Origin of the sequence: Polaribacter sp. Q13, assembly GCF_016858305.2 — a bacterium.
Lineage (GTDB): Bacteria > Bacteroidota > Bacteroidia > Flavobacteriales > Flavobacteriaceae > Polaribacter.
On the sequence record NZ_CP074436.1, the window covers coordinates 1,153,193 to 1,177,795 of the forward strand.

Consider the following 24,603-nt stretch of genomic DNA (forward strand, 5'->3'; position numbering starts at 1 on the left):
TAAGAATTATTTTTCCAGTTTCAATTTATAATCATGAGCTCCAGGAGCAAAATTTGATCGGAATACTTTTGTACCATCTGCTTTTTTACCCCAAGCAACTTCTACTCTTCCATCTCCTAAAACTACATTGATTAGTTTCTCTTTCATTTTTAGAGCTATCTTTTGGTATTTCTTATCAAAAGCTAAATTTTTAACTTCATTAGGATCCGATTTTGTTTCATATAAACAAGGATCTAAATCTTTGTAAGAAGCCGTTCTTGCCCATTCCATATTTTCTCCTCTTTTTTTACTAGGACGAGATTGCATAGAAAACACGTATTCTTTTGTTCTAATAAATGCTCTTGGTCCTGTAACAGCATGATTTTCTCCTACAATATAATCTCTAGAAATAGCTTCTTTAGACGCTACTTTTTTCATATCAAAACCATCTAAATAACTAAAAGTATCATCATTTAAATTTGCTCCTGCGGCAGATAATACTGTCGGTGCAATGTCTACAAACTCGGTATAATCTCGAACTACTTTGTTTGCCGGAAATGCTTTTTTATCCGAAGAAACTACAATAATAGGATTGTGCGTATCAATCTCCCAAGGAGTAAATTTTGATACTGCTCCATGGTCATTTAATTTCCAACCATGATCTCCGCAAACGTAAACGATTACCCAAGGCTGATTTTTACTTTCACTATAAGCTATAAAATCGTCTGCTGTTTGTCCGATTAAGGCATCGCCATAGGCGCAAAAAGCATAATAATCTTGAATCATAGCTAATTTTTCCTTTTTTGTAAAATCATCAGAATAACTACTTTTAACCTGCTTTTTCATCTGAGCAGACATGGTTTCTAACTCTTTTTTATCAAATTCAGGAATTTTGTAATCATGTTTTTGAAAACGTGCTCTATAATCTGCAGGTGGTAAAACTGGTGTATGAGGAAAATCGAAACCTATCTGACAAAACAATGGTTTAGACGTATTTATTCCTTTAAAAGTTCTAGAACCAACTACAAATTTCTTATTCTGATTCTCTAAAAAATCTCCAAAAATAGAAGCATAATAACCATCTCTAGTTTTTCCTGCGGGTTGTGGACTAACACCTGATAAAATACCTGCTGAAAAAGGCGTCATTGGCCCTTTCTTTTTATTATATTCTCTTAGTAAATCGTACTTTTTCATGGTACTTTCTCCTGTTCCTTTATGCTGTGGAAAGTCCTTTTCAAAAGCTTCTGATATGTACTCAAACTTACCTTCTGGAGTTACAAAAAACTCTAAACTTTTATAAGGTTTATCTAGTTTTTTACCATCAATTTCATAAAACCAATCTTTACCCCAATCTGTTAAACCGTCTCTTCTTAATTGTTTAAAATCGATATCTGTTTGGAAAATTTTAGCTGGTCTTACTTTGTTGTCTTTAATCGTTTTAAGACGTACTCCTAATTTACCAATATGCAACGTTTGATACCCTAATTTTTCCATTTGTTCTGGTAAAGTAGGTTTGCTATGTGCTGCATTATTATTAAAATATTCAAACTCATAAACACCAGATTTAAATGGATATCTACCAGAAATCATAGAGGCACGAGAAGGTGCACAACCCGCAGCTTGACAATAGGTATTTATAAAAGTAGTTCCCATTTTAGCTAAGCGATCTACGTTAGGAGACTCTACATAGCCCAATTCGCTTTCTTGTTTACCCGTAAGCATTTCATTAAAAGCGCCAACAGAATCATAACGTTGATCATCGGTTAAAAGCCAAAGTACATTTGGTTGCTGTTGTGCATAACCAAACTTAATAACTGTTACCAAAAGCAACCAAGCTACAACTATCTTATTTTTCATGTTCTGTGTTATTTCTAATTAATATTGTAAAATATTTTCTCTTTCTATTTTGATATAAATCTTACTTTTTTCTTAGAAAAAGCAGGGTCATTATATTGTTTTGCTTGTTTTAATAATTCGGTTTGCATTTCATTAGCAATCAACTTATAAGCTGGATTCTTATAGAAATTAATATCCTCATCTGGATTTTTTTCTAAATCGATTAACCAAGGTTTATCTTTTGTAGACAATACTAATTTGTATCTATTTGAAACTGAAGCAATCCAATTTTGATTAGAAGCAGTCATGTAGGTAATTCTACCATCTACAACTTCTTTTTTAGAAGAACTAAAATCTGTTGAAGCATCCACTCCGTCTGTATTTTTAATAGAAGGCGCATTCATTAAGCCTAAAATTGTTGGCGTAAAATCGGCAGTAGTAAAAGCTTTGCGTAGTACTTTACCTGCTTTTACTTTACTTGGAAAACGCAACACAAAAGGAATTTTTGCAGAAGCTTCATAAGGATTCGATTTATCATTTTTGTGATGTTCTCCCAATAAATCTCCATGATCTGAAGTAAAAACAACAATAGTATTATCCGTTAAATTGTTTTTATCTAAAAAATCAAGGATTCTACCCACATTGTCATCAATACATTTTACCATTCCAAAATAGCGTTGCATTTTAGCTTGATCTAATTCATTTATCAAACTTTTTCCTTTTGCACCTGCCCAAGAAGGCATTTCATTTAATGGTGTTTTTAGTGTTTTCGGTTTTTCGAAATGTAGATTAGAAAACATAGTATCGTAAGGAGCACGCACTGTATTTGGCGTATGAGGATCTGGAATGGAAACCATAATACAGAAAGGTTTATTCTTGTCTCTTTCTAAAATTTCTAATGTTTTTGTTGTCAAATAATCCGTTGTAAAATTCTCTTCGGTTACTTTTTTAACACTTAAGGTTTGCTTTTGAGTTTTAGGATCGTATTTCCCATAAATAGCTGGTTTCCCTTCAACATCATCTAAACCTTTCCAATGACCACGATTAAACATATAGGTATTGTCATTAAATCCAAATTTTCTTTTTGGAGCAAACCCTGGTTTTGCATCTCCATCTAAATGCCATTTTCCTAGATACGAAGTCGCATACCCTTCTTTGCTTAACACTTCCGCAAAAGTGACAACCTCATCTTTCATAGGTATATCATTTCTGTAAGAACCGGTTTTAATAGGGTAATTACCAGACACAAACGATGCTCTAGAAGGTGTACAAACGGGTGATGAAGCATAAAAATTATTACAAATAGCGCCTTCATTTGCAATACGATCTATATTTGGTGTTTTTACTTCAACTCCTTTACCCCAAACAAATGCCTGATCTTCACTTAAAATATCTCTATAACAACCTAAAGTTCTAAAATTATGTTCATCTGTATGAATTATAATTAAATTGGGTTTCGTTTTTTGAGCGTTGGATTTTAAAGGAAAAATTAGAATTCCTAAACTTAATATTGAATATAATTTTAATAATTTCATATACTTTTTTTTAATAATCTCTTTTTAATGAATATGTTTTTTGGTAAAAAAATCTTAATAGATAAAGTTCGTTTTATCTGATTTTTATTTTATTTAATTGTCATTTTCAGCCGTTACAATGTCAATCATTTTTTAGACTAAAAACACACCAAAAGGTTTAATACAAAAACCAGAAAAAACCCTTTAAAGTTAAGCACTCGACTATTATTAAAGCAAAACAAAACACATAAAAAGTCATTCGCTTTTCTTTCAAAAAAGAGGCGAATTACAGTAAATTATTTATATGTTTTTTACGATTGCTTTTTACTCTTATTTATATGCTTTTAAAATGATTTTTTATGCTATTTATATTTAATAAAACGTAAACCAATCTATATTGAATAAAATAGAATTCGGTTTTCCTTTGAAAATAAAATACACAGCATGCTTCCCTTTTATTGATTTAATATGAGCTTCATCAATTTGAAAAGATGAATTTTCATCTTGTTTATTAATGTTTACTTCAGCAATTATTTTTCCATTTGGTTTGTCAATTCTAACCTCAACAATACCTCCACTTGAGTTGAAAGTTTTGATTTTAATTTTCTTTAAATCAGTATTAAAATCTAAATATTTATAAACAGCTGTATCATTATTTTTAATTGCTGATAACTGCTCTATTGGAATATCTAATTCTTTATTTGCAGTAATATGTGTATTTCCAGATAATCCACAAGCCCATTCTGCTTCAATAATTCTTGTTGCTTTTAAAGGTTTACTTGCCCCTTGACTCGTCATTTCTACTTCATCAATTGTACCATCAGCATTAATCTTAATGGGTTCTATACAGGCTTTTCTAAATTTTTGAGAATTGTTTGTAGCTCTATGGTAGAAAACATACCAATCTCCCTTAAACTTTTCTATAGATCCATGATTGTTCCAGACACTCGGGTCAGATCCGTAATTATCAATAATGACTCCCTTGTATGTAAAAGGTCCTAGAGGAGAATCACTAATTGCATATCCTAAGCATGTTGGTCTATCTCTTCTGCTTTCATCAGCAAAAACAAAATAATATTTCTCTCCTATTTTTCTGATGGATGAACCTTCATGAAAATATTTATTTCCTAAACTGTCTAAAGGTTTTACAATGGTAGCTTTATCAATTTCTAAAAGATTCGATTTTAATTGAGCAACTTTAGGATTTCCTTGTCCCCAATATAAATACCCTTGTCCATCATCATCTATAAAAACCGCAGGATCTATAGAATTCACACTCTCAATTCTTTTTCCGTTTTTAAATGGTCCGTTAGGGAAATTACTAATGGCTACACCTGTTTCTTTGGTTTTAGCAGTTCCTTTAGGAGAACAGTAATACAAGTAATATTTACCCTCTTTAAACACACAATCGGGTGCAAACAATAATTTATCGTTATAAGAAACTTGGTCATTTTTTCCTTCGGATGAAAAAACATTTTCATCTAAATTCCAATCTATTAAATTATCTGTAGATAAAACATGATGACTGTGAGAGCACCAATATGCATCACTTTCATCTCTAGAACCGTAAACATATAATTTACCATCTTCCCAAACATGCGCTTCTGGATCTGCAATATAAACTCCAGCAGGCACAATCGGGTTTTGTGCGAATCCAAATAAATTAAAAGCAAGTAAAAAATATAAAATGTAGTTTTTCATCAGATTTAATATTTACAAGATTCGGGTTTACTCTTTACATAATAAGATTTATAGTTTTTAGCTTTTGGGTCTTTGCATCCACATAAATCTAAAACCTTTAAATTTTTAAAATCTACTGGATGACTTTCCGCTTGCAAGGCGATATAACCTTCCTTTAAAACATCTCCCGTTTTTGAGCTCCATGCTTTTTTATTGATGCCCCAGTTTTTCCAATTTTCTCCTCGGTAGTTTTTATTTTTCTCTAAACTACCAATTTGAGGCTTTTCAAATTTTAAAACCGTGTCATTTTCTACAATAAAAACCATAGATTCTCCACCTAAAACAATCGCTTCTGCATGTACCCACTGATCTCCATAATACGTTTTAGAACTAGAAGGTATACAGTGTTTATAATTCACTTTATTACCCATAACCACAACCGTACCTGGCGTACAAACATTGGCTGTTGGTCTTGCTTTTTTATCTTCTAATCCACCTAAAAGTTGCAATTCTACAGACACTGGAAACTTTTGATTAAACTCATTACTCTCTGCAGATTGAGAGTGTAACATAATTCCGCTGTTTCTATGATTAGAAGTTGCTCCGCCTTTAAGTTGTTCTCCCGTAAATCGATAATCGAAACTTAATTTATAATATGAAAAAGGTTTGTTATAGTAAATATGCCCAAAATTATCGTTGAACTCTTTATATTCATCATACTTAATTCGAATCATATTATCTTCTGCAACAACCGTATTCTTGTAGTTTTTATTGAGTTCTTCTCCTGTAAACTTCATATCCCAACCCGTTAAATCTTTTCCATTGAATAATGAAATCCATTCTTCTGCATTAGCTGTTTTATTAACAATTTCTTTATTTGATTTACAGCTAAACACAACAACTGTAAACATTAAAATTAATAAATAGTTGTAAAAATTAAGTTTTGTGTTTTTCAATTTTAGTTTGTTTTTAGGGTTAGCGGTTCTACTTTTTCCTTAACTTTTGGAGCATCATGTTCCGTATCGTGCAAATTGTATTTTGGTAATACATTGTTTAACATCGTATTTTCTTTTACAAAACCTTTTGTCATATTGTCCCAGTTATTTATCACAGGAAAACTAATTAAATCATCAGGATTTTTAGTTACATCATACGCTTTTCCTGTTCCGTCTATCAATACCTTTTGTCCTCTAATTAATTGTTTATCTTTATGATAAGAATACACCCAATCTCTAAAATCATTTGTACCTGTTGTTAAATAAGGAATTAAACTTTTTCCATTTATCTCATAACTATCAGGTATTTTAACTCCTGCTACATCTGCAATTGTTGGTAAAACATCCGATAAATTTGCTAAAATATCTTGCTCTCCTTTTTTAGTCATTTTTAAATACGGAGCATAAATAAGAAAAGGCACATGGGTTCCTCTTTGTTGTTTAATACTTCCTTTTCCGTACCCACTTGTTCCATTATCTGCACAAAAAATAAAAATGGTATTCTTCTCTATTCCTAACTCTTTAAATTTATTCATGTACTGCCAAACCTGATAATCTAAATAATTAATATGGTTATGAATACCTCCTTCTGTAACTGTATTATGAGTATCATATACTCCGGCATCCCCAGTAATTTTTGGGTCTGTTCTTACATATTTTCCATTTTCCCATTTAATTTTTGGAGTTCCAGGCCATTTGTTTCTTGTTTCCTTGTTGATATCACTACTAAAGAAATCCCAACCATCATGTCCTAAGTGAGACGTGTGATAAATGAAAAAAGGCTTGTCTTCTTTTTTCTTTCTTGTCATAAAATCGAAAATAAACTCCAACTCAACATCTGGCCCATAGGTATGTAAACCATATTCCTTTTTAGATTCCTTAGTATTTGGCCACCATTCTAATTTCTTTTTTGAACTTGGATGATTCATCAACTCTACTTGAGGTTTCCAATACCAACCAAATTGTTGATAATACTCTACTTCTACACCTGTATCTTCATTAATTAATACACGTTTCTTTTTCCCAGGTACTTTGGTACTTACTATTTTAAAATCTGTGTATTTATTTGATGTATTTGCGCTACCAATACCACTTCCGGGTGTAAAACAAGCTTCGTCAAATTCAAAACCTTCAACATCCATTTGAGTTTTCCCTGCCCAAAAGGTAGCGTAACCTCCAGCTTTTGCAACATGAGAAATGGTATGTGGAGAGGTTTCATAAAGCGGTACATTCTTTTTTTCCTTCCCTTTTTCGTTAATATAAGTTCCTTTATCGCTGTTGTGCCACCATTTGTGTTTGTGTGCATAACGCCCTGTCATCATCATTGCTCTACTTGGTCCGCATATAGTAGATGCCCAAACCGTTTTTATATACATTCCTTCTTCTGCTAATTTATTTAATACGGGGGTTTTAGCCCTATATTTAAGATCAGATGTATCGCCTCCTTGAGGTGGTTTACTCCATGTAGAAGAATTATAAAAAGGGAATTCTCTAGCACTTATATCATCAGCAAAAAGAATTACAATATTTGGTTTGTTAGACTGAGCATTATTTTTATTAATAAAAAAGGACAGAGATAACGTTAGCAGTACGTTTTTTAAAATCATTTTATACATCATAAATTTTCATCTTTATATTTAATTATTAGAATAAAACAACATTATTATTTTGTCCTATTTTTAATAATTTGCTCTTGTAAATTACATCGTGTTATTACCACAATTCACTTAATTGTTATGTGCGTAGTTTTAACATGCTATTTTACATAAAATTCCTTTTTATTAGAATATGATATGTTCATTATAGAGCAAGGGATGTTCTTTTTAAGATTCGTAAAGAAAAAACGTTTATCTACATATCCCCTTTTTTTAATCAAAAAACACATAAACAAATAAAAACCAATGGTATACGTGAAAAATTTAAAAAAAAGCGCATTCTATAAAAAAATACAAACTTGCCCTTCTTGTTTTTACTTTCTTTTTTTTTAATTCTAAATATAAAACGAAAAAAAAACTACTATTATCATCAATATTAACCATATGTTGTAGTAAATAATTTGTTTCATAAACATAAAAAAAACTAAACTTTTAATTTTGTAATGAATAAAAACAACTATTAATATGTATAAAAATATCCTTTTAATTATCATCCTTTTCTTTTCTATAGAATTGATAAATGCTAAAACTATATATGTTGCTTCTGATGGAAATGACAGTAATAACGGATCTATAACTAATCCTTATAAAACATTTCAAAAAGCAGTGTCTGAAATGTTTGCTGGAGATGTTTGCATTATTAGAGGTGGAGTTTATACCGAACCTCTTATAATAAACAAAAACGGAACTAGCAGTAATTATATAACTATTAAAGCTGCTGATGGAGAAACTGTAGAAATTAAAGCTACAAATAGCGTTAACGGTTGGCAATTACACACCGGCAACATTTATAAGGCAAATGTTAACATGACAATTGACAAAAGGTTTCGTGCTATTTATCATAATAACGAGTATATGGATTTAGCTCGATGGCCAAACAATACAGATAACAACCGTTGGACTATAAACTCCACACCTGTTACTAATGGAGACGGGTCTCATTTCGTGGTAAATAATGTACCTAATATAGATTGGACAGATGGTTATGTGTATTACTTAGGCGCTCATTCTGGAGCAAGCTGGACACGAACTATTACTAGCAGTACAAGTACAACTATTAACCATACTGGTGTAAACATTAACCAATGGCCTTTTAACCCACACAACCCAACCGTTTGGAGAAATTACCCTAATAACAATAGAGGTCAATTATTTCTATTTAATAAGTTAGAAGCGCTTGATTATGCCAGAGAGTGGTATTATGACAAGGCTAATAATATGCTCTATTTTCAACCAGCAGATGGTATTATGCCTATTGATGGCACTGTTGAGTATGCTGTAAACAAATTTACCTTAGAATTAAAAGGTGATTATATTAAAATTGAAGGACTTAACTTTTTTGGGGGAAGTGCAAAAATTCATAACAACGCAGATAATAATCAAATTCTTAATTGCCAAATAATACACGGTAGCGAAGGTCATGATGATTTAACTAATAATTCTGCACAAGTTGGAGAAGCTGCTTTAGAAATTTTAGGAGCAAATACCATAGTTAAAGGCTGCACTATAAACCATAGCTCTGCAAATGGTATTACAGTTGCCAATTGGTCAGGAGCTCATAATACAATAATAGAAGGCAATTATATAAGTAATATAGATTACCTAGGTATTCATTCTAAACCAATTAGCTCTTCTGCTAATAATGTAAAAGTATTAAAAAACACCATTATAAATGCCGGTAGAGATGGTATGACGGTTGGTGGAACAGGAAGTGAAATTGCCTACAATGATGTCTCTAATTCTCAACTTATAAATAGTGATTCTGGTATATTTTATACAGTTGGAAATGCTAATCTTAAAAATATTGTTTTACATCATAATTGGTTTCATGATGCTACTGCGCCAAGTTATTCACATGAGGTTGGTAACCCTGGTAAAGCTGCTGGTATTTATTTAGATAACAACAGTAAAGGATACACTGTACACCACAATGTAGTTTGGAATGTGTCTTGGACCGGATACCAAGTAAATTGGAATAATACTCATTTAGACTTCTTTCACAACACCATTTGGAATGCACAAAATGCTACTGGAACATGGATTAATGGCTACACACAAGAAAATAATAAAGTTTACAATAATTTTTCTAGCACTGGAGATTGGTTTAGTGAAGCAGATGCGTCAGCTTTCGATATTCAAAGTAATTTAATAACAGCTGCTTCTCCTTTTGAAAATGTTAATAATCAAAATTTTATGCCCAAAGAAGGAAGTGCTGTTGTAAACCAAGCCATGACTATTTCGGGCTTTACAAAACCTTATAAAGGAAGTGCTCCTGATATTGGCGCTTACGAATTTGGAGGCACACAATGGACTGCCGGTATTAATGCTATTGAAGATACTGGTAATGCCCTAAGTATTGCTGATATTGTAATAGATAAAAGTCTTAAACTCTTTCCTAATCCAACAAATAACAGCTTAAATATTAAAGTAACTCATGCAATAAACAAAGCCTCAATAAATATTTATACTTTAATGGGACAATTAGTCAAAACGGTAAAAATAGACAATGCAACTAGTAGCGAGTTAGTTGTTGATGTAAACAATCTATCATCTGGTACTTATTTACTAAAAATAATTACTGATAATACTACAAGAACTAGCAAGTTTATCAAACTATAAAAATAATGAGTACCAAATAAATTTTAAAATGATTAATATTAATTTTGAATAATTATTTTTTCTTGATATAAAATAGAAAATCTACTATTAGCCTTAGTTGCTTTGAATTTTATGTTGAAATAGAAACGAATTTAATCAGTCATTTTGATGTTTATTTGGTACAAAACCAATACTGTACTAAATAAACTTAAGGCACACAATTTTAAACCATTTTACTAGTTTTAACCTTTGATTACTACTATGTTCAAAAAAAACTCCCTTGTATTGTTAGATTTGGAGGAGGCTGTTTTTCCATCTGTAATATTCAAATAAGATGGTAAATGACCATCATAATCAAGCAGTGTTTACATTTTTACAGCACCTTTTTTTGTTTTGTGTTTTACCCAATCAAATAAACTTAAACAAAGGCTAATAGTAGTGATATCTAACTTGAATATTTTTGATTTTATTTTAAACTTAACCCGCTTCATAGCTGCCTGCTGTCCTAAACTCTCCAATAAAACATAATAATAGTCTCTAAAAAACTCCCAGTTTCTATTTTTATTCTGATAACTGATTGTAGATTTTGAAGACGATTTAAGCATTCCTAAATGATTAAAGTTGCCAGTTGCAGAACGTAAACCATTACTGATATCTCGAATAGACTGACTCTTTGCAAATTGATAGAAGCGCATAGAAACTAAATGTTACCAACTATTAAAGCCTTTTTGATGCGTATTGGTTTAATGTGTTTTGACAAGTTTTTTAAACCTAGAACTATAAAGTTTTCATATTCTCTGAGAAAGTAAAGTTACACTTACCATATGTGTAAGGTGTTTTTTATGCAACTCAAAGATATTTGAGAAACTTGACTCTATCCTCGTATTTTTAAAACGTTTTGGACGGTATTGAAGAAAAATCATATGTTTTGTATAATAGCCCATATGTTTTAAACTTTAAACACAAAAGTTTGATATTTGTATGCCTCCAAAATATTTTTATGACTCAAGAGGAGCATATGGAGTCATTAAAATAACTACAAATTAAAAATTTATGAAATTTATTTTTTCTCTCATCTTAACATGTTTAACAATTGCTGCAACAGCCCAACAAAAAAATGATTGGGAAAATCCGCAAGTAAATCAAATTAACAGGCTTCCAGCCCATGCCACTTTTTATAATTTTGAAAATGCAGAACAAGCAATTACTGGAGATAGAGAACAATCTAAATATTACAAAACGTTAAATGGAGATTGGCAATTTAAATATGTTGCAAAACCTGCAGAAGCTTCTAACGATTTTCAAAAAGTAGATTTTAATAGTTCTTCTTGGGATAAAATAGATGTGCCTTCTAATTGGGAAATGAGAGGTTATGGAACACCTATTTATACAAATACAATTTATCCTTTTTACAATGATTTTCCTAATATAAATCATCATGATAATCCTGTTGGGCATTATATTAGAACTTTTAATGTTGATAAATCTTGGAGTAAAAGAGATATTATTTTACATTTTGGAGGCGTTTCTTCCGCTTATTATGTTTGGGTAAATGGTGAATTTGTAGGCTATAGTGAAGACACAAGATTACCATCAGAATTTGATATTACAAAACTAATAAAAGAAGGCGAAAATAAAATCGCTGTTAAAGTATATAGGTGGTCCGATGGAAGTTATTTAGAAGGGCAAGATCATTGGAGAATGAGCGGAATAGAGCGTGAAGTGTATTTACATGCAAATCCTAAAGTACGTTTGTCTGACTTTACAGTTAGAACCGCTTTTGATGAAGATTATAAAGACGCTTTGTTACAAATTAGACCAAACATCATTACAAATATTAAAGATAAATATGTTGCTAAAGTTGGTGAATTTGGAAACACAAACCTCAAAACAACTGTTGATGATTGGACACTCACAACAACGCTTATAGATCAAGAAGGAAATACAATTGGAGATAAATCAGTTACAGAATTTAAAAAGATTTTAGGAGAGGTTTATCCTCAAAGAGATAACGTTTACTTCGGATTAATAGAATCTAAAATTGAAAAACCTAAAAAATGGTCTTCAGATACTCCTTACTTGTATACTTTACTTTTTGAAGTTAAAGATGAAAATGGAAATTCAATTCAATATACAAGTACTAAAGTTGGTTTTAGAGAAGTGAAATTTGATGATAGAGGTCGCTTTTTAGTAAATGGGAATCCAGTAAAAATGATTGGTGTAAATCGTCATGATCATCATCAAACTAACGGAAAAACCTTGTCTAGAAAAGATATGGAAAAAGATGTAAAACTCTTAAAACAGTTTAATTTTAATGCAGTAAGAACATCACATTATCCAAACGATCCTTATTTCTACGACTTATGCGATAAATATGGACTGTATGTTATGGACGAAGCTAATCTTGAAACACATGGTGTTAGAGGACAACTTACCAATGTACCAGAATGGGGAACTTCATATTTGCAACGTGCCATAAGAATAGTACAACGCGATAAAAACCATCCTAGTATTGTATTTTGGAGTTTAGGTAATGAATCTGGAACTGGTGCTAATCATGCGGCAATGGCAGGATGGATAAAAGACTTTGATCCAACTAGGTTTATTCATTATGAAGGTGCTCAAGGAGTTCCAACAGACAAACGATATAAAACTAGTTTTTTCACTCAAGATCAAGGTAATCCAACCGATCTAAGTTGGGTAGATATGTTAAGTAGAATGTATACTACACCGCAAGAATTACAGGATTTAATAGATAATACAAGTTTTGATAAGCGACCTGTTGTAATGTGTGAGTATGCACATTCTATGGGGAATTCTACAGGTAACATGAAAGCTTATTGGGATGTTATTTATAAAAATGATAGAGCTTTAGGAGGTTTTATTTGGGATTGGATTGATCAAGGCATTTTACAAAAAGATGAAAATGGAAAAGAATTTTTGGCCTATGGAGGCGATTTTGGTGACAAACCTAATGCAGGTACTTTTTGTTTAAATGGTATTATTGCTTCAGACAGAACTCCAAAACCTGCTACTTACGAGTGTAAAAAAGTAAATCAACCCGTCGTTATTACTACTGATGATGCTCTAAAAGGAGATTTCGAAATTTTAAATCGTCATCATGCAATAAATTTGTCTATATATAATCTTAATTGGGAGCTAACAGAGAATGGTGCTGTTATTCAAAATGGCAATTTAGAATCGTTAAATACTAAGCCTTATCAAACAGATAAACTAACTATAAAATTTAAAAACCCAAAAGCAAAACCTGGTTCGGAATACTTCATAACTATTAAAGGAAGTTTAAAAGAGAACACCATTTGGGAGCATAAAGGATATGTGGTTTTTGAAGAGCAATTCAAACTTAACTATAAAACAAAATCAATTGTGCCAAATTCAAGTAATTTGAGTTTGGATGTTACTGATAAAAATGATGAAGTTACAGTTTATAACAAATCTGTAAGCCTTAACATCAATAAGAAAACAGGCTATATTACTTCATATAAATCTAAAGGTGTAAATGTTTTAAGTTCTCCATTAAAATTAAATTTTTGGCGTGCAGAAACAGAAAATGATGAAGCTTATCGCGAAGCATTACGTTTAGAAAAAGAATTAGACTGGATGAAAGCTGGAGATCGATTTGTAGCAAATAATGTTTCAATTAATTCAGATGAAAAAGGAAAAGTTATTGTAAACGTTAAAGGAGAAATTATCAATCCTAAAACTCAAGTAAATCTCTCCTATATTGTATTGGCATCAGGAGAAGTAAAAGTAAATTATCAAGTTGATATTTATAAAAAAGCACCTAATGTACCACGATTAGGTATGCAGTTTGATATTTCAGATGCATATAAAACCCTTTCTTATTTTGGAAAAGGACCACATCCTAATTATGCAGATAGAAATTATGGTTCGCACGTAGGTTTATATTCAGGCAATGCTAAAACAATGAGTTATATGTACGCTTATCCTGAAGAATATGGAAATCATACAGCAACAAGATGGTTTAAGATTCAAAATAATAAATCAAACGGAGTTTTAATCAAAGGTGATAATCTATTAAGTTTCAGTGTTATTCCTTATAGTACAAATAATCTTCAAGATGCAAATCATATAAACGAATTGATAGAGCGTGATGTTTTAACAGTAAATGTAGATTTAAAACAGCAAGGAGTTGGCGGAGATGATACGTGGACTGCAAGTGCTCAGCCTCATGAAGAATATTTAATTAAACCAGGAAGTTATAATTATTCATTTTATTTGGTGCCTTTTCAATCAAAGGTAAAACCAGAAAGAATTAAATTTTAGTTAAAATGAAATTAAGGATACTTAAGATTTTATTTCTTGCATTAATTTGTTTTAATGTTTCAGGACAAACAGCTCCCGACAATTTTAAGAACCCAATCTTGTCTGGTTTTTATCCAGACCCTTCTATTTGTCGTGTAGGAGATACGTACTATATGGTTAATTCTAGCTTCGAGTGGTTTCCAGGTCTGCCAATTCATAAAAGTAAAGATTTGGTTAATTGGGAGTTAATTGGTTACGGATTATCAAAATCTACTCAAATTAATTATCCTGATGGATTAGGTAATTCTCAAGGTATTTTTGCGCCAACAATTAGACATCACAATGGAACATTTTATATTATCTGCACAATGGTAGGTGACAATGGGAATTTTATAATCACAGCAAAAGACCCTTCCAATTCTTGGTCAGATCCAATATGGATAGATGATGCTCCTGGAATAGACCCTTCTCTGTTTTGGGATGATGATGGTAAATGTTATTATACTGGAGCTGGAATTATTGACAACTCACAAAAAGAATGGCAAGGAAAAAATGGTGTTTGGATGCAAGAAATAAATCCAGATAAAGGCGAGCTAATTGGAGAGAAAAAACAACTTACTTATGGACATGCATCAAATGCACGTTGGGCAGAAGGCCCACATTTATATAAAATAAATAATGAATATTTATTACTAATTGGTGAAGGTGGAACAGGAGAATATCATGCTGTAACAGTTTTTAATAGCAAAAATATTTGGGGACCTTACATACCCAATCATGCTAATCCAGTAATGACACATCGTCATTTGGGAAAAGATTATCCTATACAACAGACAGGACATGCAGATTTATTACAAACTCAAAATGGAGATTGGTGGAGTGTAATGCTTGCTAAAAGAAAAATTGATGGATACACTACTCTTGCTCGTGAAACTTTTTTAGCACAAGTAGAAATGTCAAATCAAGAATCTGGTGTAACTCCTATTTTTAATCCCGGAAAGGGTTTATTGCAATTTGAACAAAAGCGACCTGAATTACCTTGGCATCCAGTGGCTAAAATTAATGAGTTGGATGAGTTTGAAGGTGAAGAATTGGGACTTGAATGGAACTTCTTACGATCTCCCAAAGAAACCTGGTACGAGCAAAAAGATGGACAAATGCAGATACAGTTACGACCAGAAACGGTTGCTGAATTTGTTAACCCTTCCTTTATTGCCCAACGTACCCGTCATTTAAATTATGAAGCCAGCACATCACTTTCGTTTAAAACTAAAAAAGAAAATGAAAAAGCTGGGTTGGTAATTTATCGCCGTCATGGAAATCATTATCAACTATTGAAAACGAAGGATAAACTTGTACTTTTAAAAACATTGCAAAAAGAAAATAAGGGCGAGTTTGAACCGCAAGTAGTAGTAAGTATTCCATATAAAAAAGAAAGTGTTGTTTTTAAGGTAAAAATTGATGGCATTAATGCTCAATTCTATTACGGTGAAAATAAGTTTGAACTGAACCCCATAGGCAAAGCACAAGATTATACGATTTTATCTGACGAGATTGCACAAAAATTTAATGGTGTATACGTGGGTATGTATGCTACGTCATTAGGAAAAAAAAGCAAGAAAATAGCTCTTTTTGATTGGTTTATGTATCAAGGTGCAGAATAACTTTTAATTAAAAGAAAATCAATAGAAATTATGAAAGCCGTAAAAAAGATTTCACTATTCGTGGCAAACAATGTAGAAAAACGCAGAGAGTTTAGTCATTCCTAAAGTAAATAAAGAGCCTTTTGCTATTTCAAAAATTGCATCTAGTTCAAAATAATAGTATAAGACTATTTCCCTGCAAGCAAGGACCATGCATGAAAAGCCTTGCCTGTTATTAAAACCTTTAAAATCATACACCACTAATTACTATTAAAATTTGAAACAATGAAACATATCTTACTACTTCTATTGCCACTTTTTATGGCATGTTCTAACCAAAATAATATTGTTAAGGAAGTAGCCTCTCCTAATTTAAAAAATAAAATTGTTTTTGAATTGAATGATGCGGGACAATTATTTTATAGCATAAGCTCTAATAACTTGGAGTTCTTACAACCTTCAGCTTTAGGTTTTGAGTTAAAAAACAAGTCTTTAAAAAATAACTTTAAGATGCTTTCTTCAGAAGTAAAAACCAATAACTCAACTTGGGAAACTGTTTGGGGCCCGCGTAAAACGGTTAAAGATTATAATAATCAATTAACCTTACATCTTCAGCAAAAAGAAACAAATATTTTAATAGATATAATTGCAAAATCTTTTGATGATGGTATAGCTTTTAGATATGTATTTCCAAAACAAAATAACTTAAGCGATTTTGTAATTATAGATGAATTGACTGAGTTTAATTTTAAAGAAGATTACAAAACTTGGTGGAATTTTGCTGACTATGATAACTATGAAAAAGTATATTACAACTCTCCTATTAGTCAAGTTGGAGATTCTATCAAGTTTAAAAGAAGACCAGAAAAAGAAGAACGTTCTAATATGGCAAATACACCAACTACTATTGAGGTAAATGATAATTTGGTTGTAAGCATTCACGAAGCAGATTTAACAGATTACGCAGGCATGAATTTGTTAAACACTTTAAATGGGTTTAAATTTAAAGCACATTTAACTCCTTGGCTGAATGGAGATTTAGTAAGAGCTTCAACACCTTTTCAGTCGCCTTGGAGAACTATTCAAATTGGCAAAAATCCTGGTGATTTAGTAGAATCTGACATTCTAATGAACTTAAATCCAGAATGTGCTTATGAAGATACAAGTTTTATTGAAACCTATAAATATATTGGTATTTAGTGGGAATTACATATTGGAAAAACTGCTTGGGCAGAAAAAACACAATTTGGTAAGCCTATAACAAAACCCCATGGAGCCAATACTAAAAATGCAAAATATCATATAGATTTTGCTGCTAAACATGGTATCCCTGATGTATTAATAGAAGGATGGGATAAAGGTTGGGATAATATGGAAGGTTCTTGGACAGGTTATAATATTTTTGATTGGAAGACATCAACAGACGATTTTGATATTAAAGAAGTAACAGATTATGGTAAGAAAAAAGGGGTAAGAATGATGATGTACCATGAAACTATTTCTGATATAGACCATTATGAACCTGCCATGGATTCATTGTATAAAATGTGCAAAAATCTTGGTATAAAGACAATAAAAGTAAGGTATACAGGTGATGTAAATTACGATAGTAAAAAGAAAACATACAAACAACATCATCATGGGCAATATATGGTGCGCCATTATAAAAAAATGGCTCAAACAGCTGCAAAATATGGTTTGTTAATTGTAAATCATGAACCAATTAAATTTACAGGTGAACAAAGAACATATCCTAATTTAATGGCAAGAGAAGGTGCTAGAGGTCAAGAATACAATGCTTGGAGTGAAGGCAACTCTCCGGAGCATGGGGTCGTTTTACCATTTACAAGATTATTAGGTGGGCCCATGGATTATACTCCTGGAATATTTAAAATGGATGTACCTGATCGTGATTGGAGTCCTTTAGATTTTAGAGTAAAATCTACTATATGTAAACAATTGGCATACTATTTAACCATGTACAGCCCTATACAAATAGCTGCAGATTTGCCAGAAAATTATGAAGGCAATGCTGCTTTTCAATTTATAAAAGATGTACCTACAAATTGGTCTGAAAGTAAAGTTATTAATGGTAAAATTGGAGATTATTATACTGTAGTTCGTAAAGAAAGAAATGCAGACAATTGGTATTTAGGAAGTATTACTGATGAAAATCCAAGGAAATTTAAGGTCGATTTATCATTTTTAAAGAAAAACAAAACTTACATAGCAACTATTTATGCAGATGCTAAAAATGCTCATTGGCTAACAAACCCAGAAGTATTTACAATTTCTAAAAGAGAAGTTTCTTCTAAAGATGTATTAGAAATTATTTTAGCAGCAGGTGGCGGACAAGCTATAGAATTTAAAGTAGTTGAATAATATTTCATCAATGATAACATAAACACTATACACTCTTTCTATGATTAATAATTACCGTTTTTATGTTGAAATAGAAACGAATTTAATCAGTCATTTTGATGTTTATTTGGTACAAAACCTACCTTTATTGAACGTTTTAAAAGATTACTATTTGTGTCATTTTAATTGAAGTATAAAAATTTAGAAAGGAAGTTCTTAAGCACCAATATTATCAACAAAAAAAGCACTAAATTCAGCTATTAACGCGCTAATTTAGTGCTTATCTTATTATTACTCTAAACAACGTTACTGCTAAAATTGTTATGATAATTCTATTCGCTTTTTAACTAATTCTTTATAAATTTATACGAAACATTTTTCACCTTATTGGACAGAGATATTATATACATTCCCTTTTTAAGGACAGAAACATTTACTTTATTTTGATTTAAAAAACCAGTTGTATGTGTTTTCCCTAAAGCATCTACAATCGTATAGTTTACATCTTCTTCAGCTGTAAAACCATGAATATTTAGAATACCTTGTGTTGTAGGATTTGGAAATAATTTTATTGTTTTGCTATTTTCACGAATATCATTAACAGCTAAAGTATTTACATCTATAACTGCTTTGTACCAACCACTACCCCAACCGGCAGACCAAATAATGTTTTCGTTATACGGATCTGGTTTTATATCTGTAATTCTATCAGAATGTGCCAAACCTTTATTTATCTTAGTCCAAGTTGCACCAGCATCAACAGATATATAAGCGCCTGGGTTTTTAAAATTATCTGCCATGTTTGGTATTTGAGACGCTACTGATATTGTTATTATATTTGAGTTGATTGGAGACGTTTCTGTTTGCCATACATATGGCGCTTCGAATATTAGTTCCCAATTAACACCGTTGTCAATACTTCTCCAAACCCCACCAGAATTCATTGCTCCAGATCTAGAACCCGTAGAAATAAACATATGTTTTGTATTTCTATCAATAAAGATATTATTAACAGATTTTATTACTGAAGGAATTACAACTTTCGTCCAATTTACTGCTCCATCTGTAGATTTGTATAATCCACCAGGATCCGAATTACTCCACTGACTTAAAGCTGCAAAAATAGTTTCTGAATTATCTGGATGCATGGCAATTCTATTTACACTTGCTCCAGCTGGCAAACCAGCATTACTAACATTCCAGGTAAGACCTCCATCATTAGATCTATTAACGCCATATTTTCCTTTTGTTAAAGCAGGACTTGTACCGCCTCCAACTCCAGCTATTTGCTTATAGATAGCCGTAAAATACATATTGCTTGGATTTACCGGATCTATCATTAGCGAATGCTGCGGAGCTACCGTTGAAGACACGTTACTAGTACCTTCAAAAATTGTAGCAATATTAGTCCACGTTTGTCCGGCATCGGTAGATTTTCGTAACATACCTCTATGTGTTTGACGATCCATTAACGCAAAAATAGTATTTGGATTATTGGGATGAACAGCAACCGAGGCTACCGAATGTGCAGATTTATAACCTCCAAAATCAAAATGCTGTCCTTCAATTTGCGCTATATTTACGGCTCCTGTATTTGTCCAATTTGCAATATCTGTACCAGTAGTTTGAAATAAACCATGCTCGCCACTACATAAAAGTCTTCTTCCTGTAACACCTGTTTCATGTAACATAAATCGACCAGGAAGTGCTGTATTACCTCTACCTTTCCATACGTCTGGTGCAACCTCTTCGTCATCAATCTGTGTCCAACTAGTACCATTATTATTAGAACGCAAGGTTTGCTGATCTATACCTGTAAAAACATCTCCGTTGGCATTAATTGCAAGCATTCTAGTACCTGAAATAGATCTTTGATCGTTCATATAATTCTGCAAATGAGCAAAATCGATATTATCTGCAGTTGTACTCAATCCAGTTTTATTATTCCAATAGGTTTGATCTTCTTTGGCTACCCAATATTTACCCTGTCTTGCACAAGGAAACCAAGTAGATCCTCCGTTTGTAGTTTTCCATAAATCTCCAGGACCAAAACCATAACCGTGCTTTGTTTTCTGTGCGATATAAATTTCATTTTTATTAAGCGGATTTACAACAATCATACTAAAAACAGGTATAATATTTGAAGCATATGCTATACTATCTAAGTTGTTTTTTGGAATACCAAGCCAGTGTGAAACCGACCTTTTATACTTGTCACGAGAAGTCCAATCTGTTACAACTTGAAAATCAATACCCAAATCTCCGGTAATATTAGTCCACGTTAACCCGTTATTTATACTTTTATAAACACCTCCGCTTGTATCAATAGAGTTACTTCCATTTTCTGTATATACAGATTGTTCCACTAAATAAAGTGTAAAATCTCCAGTACTGGCATCATAATGCGATGTTAAATCTCTGGGTAAATTATTTGGAAGTCCCGTAGCGTTATCCGTCCAAGTCTCGCCTGTATCAGCACTTGTATATATACCATAATTAGTGGCCATAATCATATTTTCTGGACTACCAGGATTGAAAATAATTCGACCTACATCTAAATCATTCGATAAACCTTTAGCAACTTTTTTCCATGAAACACCACGATCTGTTGTTTTCCATACGTAACCATAAACAGACCTAGAAGTTTTTTCGCCATTAGGCTTTGCTAAACTTCTGCTATTCTCTTTTGCATTCCAAAAATCTCCAGCTCCTAAAAACCATATATTATCGTTGGTAGGATGAATTGCTAATTTTGAATGAGATTTACCCATTGTAGAATTAAGATTCCAAGTTCTACCTCTGTCATTAGTTTCATAAATTTTACCGCTAGTGCTTCTTCCCGTTTGATCGTTTGCAAAAGCAATTCCAAAATCAGGGTTTTGTAAGGAGAATTTGATATCAATTACACGACGCATATCTACACCTGTACCATCGCTGTCTTTTAGCGTTTGCCAGGTTACTCCGTTATCCCAAGTACCAAAAGCCGCATGCATATCTGGGCCACTAAACATCACATTTGTATCCGTTGGATGACACCAAAACTCTTCGCAATAACCAGAAGTTCCAGGCGCAAAGTTTACCCAAGTTACGCTTTGATCTGACACAACACGTTCTGTTCTTATTTTTTCAAAAAAAGGAGTTCCACTATTTTGAGCAGCTACATTTAGAGCACACGAAAACACTGTTATTACAGCAACGATTATTTTTTTTGAAAAATATTTTCTGTTTCTCATTTTGTTATTTGATTATAACTTCATTTAACTCCCAATAACCAGAATTACTATCTGATGCTGGTTGCATCGCTATTTGCATTAACCTATTTTCTATATTCTTAAATTCTGATAACTGGACTTTATACGTTTTAAAATCGGTATCATTAGAAGAAATAGGAATAGTAATCCATTGTTGCTGAGACCAATCTACAGGATCTGTGCCAACAGCCCAAAAACCATCTTCCTTTTCATTACGTGTATAAATTGAAAATTTTAATTCTTTGGCATTACTATTATTTTTGATGTTAAAAATAACTTCAGAACACAATCTTGTATCCGTATACAACCAAGGTGCACTTCTAATAAGGGCATTCTTTTCTGACAGATTACCTACTAATTTTCCGTCTTTAAAAGAAAGATCTGTACCGCTTAAAGCTTTCCATCCCATGGTACTGTTTTTAAATTCAAAGGGTCTTCCCGGAGCTGGATACATTCTATCTGTCTTAGGAATTATTATGGTTCCATCAGCATTAAAATTAACTGGTTTTAAACTTGCTCCTCTATAAAATGCAGAAATATCATGATTTTCTTGCAGCACATATTTTTGCCCTTTCCAATCAAAGAAACTAGTGTGTCCACCACTTAAAAAAGCACCTTGAAGTTCATAAGGTCCATATAAGTTTTTAGACATTGAATATCTACTTCCATATACCAAATAATACCAATCGTTTCGCTTAAATAAAGTAGGTTTATCATCTGTTCTAGAAATATTTCCTTTTTTATCTTTAACAATAATTTTCTTTGGATTGGTATCTAAAGATTTCATATCCTTTGCTAAAGTGGACATATAATAAGTACCTACACCAAAACAAATGGTGTATACATCATCTTCAATAAAAATTTCTGGATCATACGGATGTACAGGTACAATGCCTTTTGGCAATAATGGTTTACCCAACAAGTCTTTATATTCCCCGGTAATTGAGTCGGCAACCATGACGCCTGTATCTATATTTCTGTTTGAAAAGAACCAATAATACTTGCCATCTCTTTCGCAAACATCTCCCGCCCAACAGTTGGGTTTATCACCGATATACGTATCTGAAGGCAAAATATTACGATGATGTTTCCAATTTATTAAATCATCGGTAGACCAAACTTCCCATCTATCCATAGGAAAAGAAGAAGTTGCATCCCAAGATTCATCATGACCACAAATAATATAAACACGACCATTTTCTACCCAAGCATGTGGATCTGCCATACCATGTTCTGGCACAATTACATCTACACTAATCGCTTGATTACTTAATTTATTAGACACTTTGGCTTCCTTTTGCTTATTACCGCAGGATGCCATCAAAAAAGTTACTATTACAAAATAAAACAGTTTGTGAATTTTCATTATTAGTTTATTATTTATCTAAGATTGGGTCTCTTTTTACGTCCATACGTTTCATAGCATTTACTTCATAAACACGTTTTAATTGCCAAAGAGGTCTTTCTAACTCACTTTCCCAATTCCATAAATCTTTAAACATTTCTCTTACTTTATCGGGATATTTATAGGCTAAATTGTTGTTTTCTGTAATGTCTTTTTTAATGTTATATAATTCTGCTGGTCTATCAGGAAAACGTAGCATTTTCCAATCACCTTTTCTAACAACACCTCTATTTTCTTTTTTCCAAAACAACATTTCATGCGGTACCTTTTTATTCTTCCCTGTAATAAAAGGAATTAAATCTACTCCATCTAATCCTTTAATTTTTGATGCATCTCCTTGAGCAACGTTTACAAAAGTTGGCAACATATCTAACATACTAATAGGTTCTTCGTAAACTGTATTTGGTGTAACTACATTTGGTAGTTTTATAATACATGGAACTCTAATTCCGCCTTCTAAATGATTAGATTTACATCCGCTTAAAGGATAATTAGAAGTGTTTGAACCATCTGGACCACCATTATCATTAGCAAAAACAACCAACGTATTTTCATCCAAACCTAATTCTTTTAGTTTGTCTAAAATTCTCCCGCAGGCTCTATCCATAGCAAATGTCATGGCTGCTAATTTTTTACGTTTCCCTTTCAAATTTGGAAATTGATCTAAATCTTGTTGTTCTGCCTCAAGAGGTGTGTGAACTGCATTAAAAGAAACATACATAAAAAAAGGATTCTTCTTATTTCTATCTATAAAATCACAAGCTTCATCTGCAATTTCATCTGTTAAATATTTTTTAGGTTCTTCAAATACTCCTAATCCTTTTTCCCATCTGTCTAATCGCTTTTCTGCTGCTTCTTTTTGTGATAATGCATAAAAACTTCTTGCTCCACCTCTAAAGCCATAAAACTCATCGAAACCTCTATATAAAGGGTTATACTCGTCATTTCCTCCCAAATGCCATTTCCCAAAAATCACAGATTTATAACCCTGTGGTTTTAAATAATTCGCAATTGTTTTAATATGCAATGGAAGCCCCATATCATCTCCCAATAATTTTGAAGACTGACTCATATAACCAGGCACATTATTATCTTCTATACCATATCTTTGTTGATACATTCCTGTAATAAAGCCTGCTCTAGAAGGGCCACAAACAGCAGCTGTAGTATATGCTTCTTTAAAAAGAACTCCTTGTTTAGCTAATTTATCTAAGTTTGGAGTCTTAAAATATTTACTTCCATGAAAACCAAAATCATGATAACCTGCATCATCTGCCAAAAGAAAAATAATGTTCTTTTTTTGAGCTGATGTTTCTGTTATGTTAAAGAAAATAGTACTGGCTATTATTATAATTAATAATAGCTTCTTGTCAATATTATTGAATGCCATATCTCTATT

The 24,603-nt window shown here is 32.0% G+C and carries 14 protein-coding genes; 5 read left to right on the top strand and 9 right to left on the bottom strand.

What is annotated here, in order from left to right:
- Positions 1-6: 6 nt before the first annotated feature.
- From JOP69_RS04735 to JOP69_RS04755, 5 genes are all read right to left on the bottom strand, one after another.
- The gene (locus tag JOP69_RS04735) at positions 7-1,836 is read right to left on the bottom strand and encodes a sulfatase-like hydrolase/transferase (protein WP_203392242.1); all 1,830 of its coding nucleotides are present in this window, start codon (positions 1,834-1,836) and stop codon (positions 7-9) included.
- A gap of 44 nt (positions 1,837-1,880) precedes the next feature.
- Positions 1,881-3,350: a sulfatase-like hydrolase/transferase gene (locus JOP69_RS04740; RefSeq protein ID WP_203392241.1), complete on the bottom strand. Its 1,470-nt coding sequence runs from the start codon at positions 3,348-3,350 to the stop codon at positions 1,881-1,883.
- A gap of 351 nt (positions 3,351-3,701) precedes the next feature.
- On the bottom strand, positions 3,702-5,030 hold the full coding sequence (locus tag JOP69_RS04745) for a family 43 glycosylhydrolase (protein WP_203392240.1): 1,329 nt from the start codon (positions 5,028-5,030) through the stop codon (positions 3,702-3,704).
- 5 nt (positions 5,031-5,035) lie between these two features.
- On the bottom strand, positions 5,036-5,965 hold the full coding sequence (locus JOP69_RS04750) for a DUF1080 domain-containing protein (RefSeq protein WP_203392239.1): 930 nt from the start codon (positions 5,963-5,965) through the stop codon (positions 5,036-5,038).
- 2 nt (positions 5,966-5,967) lie between these two features.
- A complete protein-coding gene (locus JOP69_RS04755) occupies positions 5,968-7,611 on the bottom strand; it encodes a sulfatase-like hydrolase/transferase (protein ID WP_203392518.1) in 1,644 nt (547 codons plus the stop codon).
- A 513-nt stretch (positions 7,612-8,124) separates the two neighbouring features.
- Here JOP69_RS04755 and JOP69_RS04760 point away from each other — a divergent pair.
- Positions 8,125-10,278: a T9SS type A sorting domain-containing protein gene (locus JOP69_RS04760; protein ID WP_203392238.1), complete on the top strand. Its 2,154-nt coding sequence runs from the start codon at positions 8,125-8,127 to the stop codon at positions 10,276-10,278.
- Positions 10,279-10,622: 344 nt separating this feature from the next.
- Here JOP69_RS04760 and JOP69_RS04765 read toward each other — a convergent pair whose 3' ends face one another.
- Positions 10,623-10,952 (bottom strand): hypothetical protein, encoded by a 330-nt coding sequence (locus tag JOP69_RS04765; RefSeq protein WP_203392237.1) that lies wholly within the window; start codon positions 10,950-10,952, stop codon positions 10,623-10,625.
- Between the two features lie 358 nt (positions 10,953-11,310).
- Between JOP69_RS04765 and JOP69_RS04770 the strand changes: the two genes are divergently transcribed.
- The 4 genes from JOP69_RS04770 to JOP69_RS04785 all read left to right on the top strand — a co-directional run bounded on the left by JOP69_RS04770 (position 11,311) and on the right by JOP69_RS04785 (position 18,569).
- Positions 11,311-14,565, top strand: a complete 3,255-nt coding sequence (locus JOP69_RS04770) for a glycoside hydrolase family 2 TIM barrel-domain containing protein (RefSeq protein WP_203392236.1) — start codon at positions 11,311-11,313, stop codon at positions 14,563-14,565.
- Positions 14,566-14,570: 5 nt separating this feature from the next.
- Positions 14,571-16,208, top strand: a complete 1,638-nt coding sequence (locus JOP69_RS04775) for a glycoside hydrolase family 43 protein (protein WP_203392235.1) — start codon at positions 14,571-14,573, stop codon at positions 16,206-16,208.
- Positions 16,209-16,472: 264 nt separating this feature from the next.
- On the top strand, positions 16,473-17,387 hold the full coding sequence (locus JOP69_RS04780) for a glycoside hydrolase family 97 N-terminal domain-containing protein (protein WP_203392234.1): 915 nt from the start codon (positions 16,473-16,475) through the stop codon (positions 17,385-17,387).
- 57 nt (positions 17,388-17,444) lie between these two features.
- Complete coding sequence (locus tag JOP69_RS04785) at positions 17,445-18,569, top strand: glycoside hydrolase family 97 catalytic domain-containing protein (RefSeq protein ID WP_302850205.1); 1,125 nt, start codon at positions 17,445-17,447, stop codon at positions 18,567-18,569.
- Positions 18,570-18,895: 326 nt separating this feature from the next.
- Here JOP69_RS04785 and JOP69_RS04790 read toward each other — a convergent pair whose 3' ends face one another.
- The 3 genes from JOP69_RS04790 to JOP69_RS04800 are packed head-to-tail and all read right to left on the bottom strand — an operon-like array spanning position 18,896 to position 24,594.
- A complete protein-coding gene (locus tag JOP69_RS04790) occupies positions 18,896-21,781 on the bottom strand; it encodes a T9SS type A sorting domain-containing protein (protein WP_203392232.1) in 2,886 nt (961 codons plus the stop codon).
- 4 nt (positions 21,782-21,785) lie between these two features.
- Positions 21,786-23,165 (bottom strand): family 43 glycosylhydrolase, encoded by a 1,380-nt coding sequence (locus JOP69_RS04795; RefSeq protein ID WP_203392231.1) that lies wholly within the window; start codon positions 23,163-23,165, stop codon positions 21,786-21,788.
- Positions 23,166-23,175: 10 nt separating this feature from the next.
- Positions 23,176-24,594 carry a sulfatase gene (locus tag JOP69_RS04800; RefSeq protein ID WP_203392230.1) on the bottom strand — a complete coding sequence of 473 codons (1,419 nt, stop codon included), beginning with the start codon at positions 24,592-24,594 and terminating at the stop codon, positions 23,176-23,178.
- Positions 24,595-24,603: the final 9 nt, after the last annotated feature.